This is a genomic window from Colwellia sp. C1TZA3 (assembly GCF_007954265.1).
GTDB lineage: Bacteria > Pseudomonadota > Gammaproteobacteria > Enterobacterales > Alteromonadaceae > Cognaticolwellia.
In genome coordinates, this window is sequence record NZ_VOLS01000114.1 from 1 (window position 1) to 3,964 (window position 3,964).

The following is a 3,964-nucleotide window of genomic DNA, read 5'->3' on the forward strand; positions in this document are numbered from 1 at the left end:
CAGTTCCATTAAGTTTGTGATCTTGTTGTGCGCAGGAAAAATAATTCAAGGTAAGGCGCTCGATTGAGCAATAGCTGGCTATTGGGATTGAGAGCAACACAGCCTTGAGCTATTTTAACTAGTACAAATGAGCAATAACTTAATGGGATTGGTATTAATCAAGAAAATTAATATAAGCGTTATGGTTTTGTCTGACTCAAACAAACGATATACTGCAGGTCTTAGTAATAAATAAAAGCACTTTAGGGATCAACCATATGTACATGATAGTTAAGCACACCCATCTGACTATAATTTTGCTTACTTTTATCTTTTTCATCATTAATTTTATCTTAACAATGAAAGGCTCGGATAAGGTCAATAATAAGTTATTGAAGATAGGGCCACATATTTTATATACTCTATTTGTTTGTACCTTTATTTACCTGGTTGCCGTTAATCCACTTAATTTGTATCCCTTTGTCAATGGTTGGGCATCATCAAAGCTCGCTGGTTTTGTCATTTATGTACTTTCTATTACTCTAGCGCTTAAGTGGGCAAAGTCAACATTATGGCGTGTTGTAGGTTTCATTAGTGCCGTATTCTGGTTGGCTATGACGGCCAGACTTGGTTTTGCTGATCATCTTAAGTCCAAAGCTATTAGTGAAGATGCTAATGCTTATATTGAGTTAGGAAAAACTATGTTAACAGCGATTTGTTAAGTGCTTTAACAAGGTAAGTCGTACCAAGCTAAACTTAGATTCAAATAATAAAAAGCCTCTGTGGATGTTTTATACCAAGGTAATTCATTAAATTGGTATTATTTAAAATATGACAAAAACAGTTGGCTTTTTTATTGGTGACGCTAATTACAAACCACAATCTAGAACTGTATAATAGGCGTTACGTCTGGAATTTTTAAATGCACAGTATTGATCTTTTTGTAAAAAACTGGGGCAGCAAACAAGCCATGACCCCAATCGATAGCGCTGATATAGCAGAACTTGAACAACGATTATCGGCCATTCTCCCTGACACCTATAAATACTTATTATCGAACTATGGCTTAGTGCACACACCCAATGTGTTAACTAAAATATGTGATTTAGGTGTTGATATATCTGAGGTTCAGGACTTTTTAAGTCTTGAAGATGTATATTCATTATCCAAGTTATATGAAATGAGTGGTATGCCCAAAGGCCATATTTTGTTTGCCTCTGACTGTAAGGGCAATATGTTTTGTTTCAAACTGAGTGATTGTCAGCGTCAGCAGATGGATGTAGCAGTATGGTTGTTTGACCATCAATATCAGACAGTAGAGAAAGTATCAGCTAGCTTCAGTAAATGGCTAGGAGAGTTTAATAAGCTGTAAGGAAACTGATTTTTTCAATAATTTCAGTAGGCTGGTTGTTAACTGATGCGGAATAATAAGGTCGTCAAGTTTTGATAGTGCTACTTTTTTTAAGTGTAATTTTTTATTTCTAATATAAATACACCCTATAAATTTGTAGACTATAAAACTCTGCTTATTTTATTGTTGAATTAAAAGACACGAGTTTTATACCCGTGTCTTTTTATGCTGCTTTATTTATAATAACGCTAAGTGGTTAGCTTAATTGTTTGATTAAGCGCGTGGCTACTTCGCTTGAACTTGCTGGATTTTGGCCACTGATAATACCGCTATCTTCAACAACGAATGATGCCCAGTCGTCGCCTTTTTGGTAGTTTGCGCCTTGCTTAACGAGCTCGTCTTCCAGTAAAAAAGGTACAATGTCAGTTAATTGCACAGCATCTTCTTCACTGTTAGTAAAGCCAGTGATTTTTTTACCTTGCACGATTGCAGCGCCATTTTTATCTTTAACGTTAAGTAATACTGACGTTGAATGACACACTACGGCTACGGGTTTATTCTGCTCAATAAAGGCTGAGATCAAAGCAATTGATTTTTGGTTGGTGGTTAAATCCCAGATTGGACCGTGACCACCCGGATAGAAAACAGCGGCATAATCATTGGCATCAATTAGCTCTAACTTGGTTGTTGTCGCTAATATTGCTTGGTTTGCTTTATCTTGCTCAAAACGACGAGTAGCATCGGTTTGAAAGTCAGCTTCAGCACTTTTTGGGTCTAACGGTGGCTGTCCGCCTAACGGTGAGGCTAATGTGACACTATAGCCTGCGTCAATTAATTGATAATAAGGTGCAGCAAACTCTTCTAACCAGAAACCAGTTTTTTCACCTGTGTTACCTAGCTTGTCATGTGAAGTTATTACCATTAATACTTGAGTTGTATTTGTTGTAGTCATTTAAATTTTCCTATGCTAGTTAATAAGGTATCTATTTTTGAATAGTACTTATACCAATCCCATTAAGTTATTGCTCACTTGTACTAGTTAAAATAGCTCAAGGCTGTGTTGCTCTCACTCCCAATAGCCAGCTATTGCTCAATCGAGCGCCTTACCTTGAGTTATTTTTCCTGCGCACAACGAGATCACAAACTTAATGGAACTGGTATTACTTTCAAAGTGAAATTTGTCTGAGTGCTTATTTATGTATCTCAGTAATGTATCCAGTATATGCTTAACTGCTTTTAATACAATGCAGATAAAGTTGACAACATTGTTTTAATTATTGATACAATGAGTTTGTAGCAAGTTATAGCGCACAAATTAATTGACCAGTTTAACGGCACCATATAACTAACGGCTTGGTTCTACCGGTACATACTTCAGGATTATCTACCGGTACTGCTCCATTGCCTTATCCGTGCAGTAATCAATACTAGGGCTTTAGTTCGATTCGTTATCTTTACTAACTTTTAGTCAATTATTTTATCCATGGGTACGGTAAATAATATTTACTGAGTAAATTTTTTAATACGGGTGATTAAGTGGATATTTCTTTTGAGCAATTAAAAAGTATGGTGGTCTTTTCGCATGTGGTCGAGCAGGGCAGCTTTAGCGCGGCAGCAAAACATATTGGGCTTTCTAGAGCGGTAGTGAGCTACCACATTAAAAAACTTGAGACCCAGCTTAGTATTACGCTTTTGAATCGCTCAACGCGCTCTATTGCGCTAACGCAAGCCGGTAGTGATTATTATCAGCGTTGTCGTATTATTGCTCAGCAGGCCAGCGCCGCTAATCAACAAATCGAAAATGTTAAAAATGAACCCGAGGGGCTGCTTAAAATTACCTGTCCGGTTAGTGTTGGCTTGCATACTATTGTGCCGGCATTGGATAAATTTAGAAACATTTATCCTAAAATTGAACTCGATATTATGCTGACCGATGAAGTGGTCAATATTGTCAAAGAGGGCATTGATTTGGCTATTAGAGGAGCACCTTTAGCTGATTCTGGCTTACAAGCACGAAAACTTGCCGTATTAGCAACTTGCCTCTGTGGCTCTCCAGACTACTTTGAGCAATATGGTCGCCCCGATAAGCCCAGTGAATTAAGTCAACATAATTGGGTTGTTTATAAACTGGCCAGTAATAAACTAACGCTAGAAAAGTCAGGTCGGTCATACACAGTTGATATAAAAGGCACTATAACCACTAATAATGCCACAGCAAGAACTGCTTTTGTTGAGGGGGGCCATGGTTTAGGGCGGATCCCAAGCTATGATGCTTGGCCAAAAATTAAAGCGGGGCGTTTACAAACCATACTAGACGATTACCAGCTTAAAGCGATTGACGTTTATGGTGTATTTCCGCCTGGGGCTGCCTCGTCAAAAAAATTGCGGCTTTTAATTGATTTTCTCCGACAGTTTTTTGATCAACAACAAGCAAGATTGGTCACCAACTACCGCTAATCAATACCTTTGGCTATGTCCCAATTAACTGTGTCTGCGATAACAACAGACTGTTTTCATTGGGGTTATCACTTGATTCAATAAACCTATACCAACTTAGGTAATTATCGAGGTATTTCGTTGCTACGCCGTGAAACCGAGCTATCCAGCCGTGAAGTCTGCCGTGATAAGCGTTAA

Annotated in this window: 4 protein-coding genes and 1 pseudogene; 3 read left to right on the forward strand and 2 right to left on the reverse strand. The window is 37.9% G+C overall.

Annotated elements, in window-relative coordinates; all coding sequences use genetic code 11:
• Positions 1–263: 263 nt before the first annotated feature.
• Both ESZ39_RS17260 and ESZ39_RS17265 read left to right on the forward strand, forming a co-directional pair.
• Positions 264–701: a SirB2 family protein gene (locus tag ESZ39_RS17260; protein WP_223270443.1), complete on the forward strand. Its 438-nt coding sequence runs from the start codon at positions 264–266 to the stop codon at positions 699–701.
• Positions 702–901: 200 nt separating this feature from the next.
• On the forward strand, positions 902–1,351 hold the full coding sequence (locus ESZ39_RS17265; RefSeq protein ID WP_146881159.1) for an SMI1/KNR4 family protein: 450 nt from the start codon (positions 902–904) through the stop codon (positions 1,349–1,351).
• A 235-nt stretch (positions 1,352–1,586) separates the two neighbouring features.
• Here ESZ39_RS17265 and ESZ39_RS17270 read toward each other — a convergent pair whose 3' ends face one another.
• Positions 1,587–2,282, reverse strand: coding sequence for a type 1 glutamine amidotransferase domain-containing protein (locus ESZ39_RS17270; RefSeq protein WP_146881160.1), 696 nt, complete (start codon positions 2,280–2,282; stop codon positions 1,587–1,589).
• Between the two features lie 584 nt (positions 2,283–2,866).
• Here ESZ39_RS17270 and ESZ39_RS17275 point away from each other — a divergent pair.
• Positions 2,867–3,787: a LysR family transcriptional regulator gene (locus tag ESZ39_RS17275; RefSeq protein ID WP_146881161.1), complete on the forward strand. Its 921-nt coding sequence runs from the start codon at positions 2,867–2,869 to the stop codon at positions 3,785–3,787.
• A 13-nt stretch (positions 3,788–3,800) separates the two neighbouring features.
• Here ESZ39_RS17275 and ESZ39_RS17280 read toward each other — a convergent pair.
• Positions 3,801–3,964: pseudogene (locus tag ESZ39_RS17280) on the reverse strand (IS1595 family transposase); the annotation flags it as partial.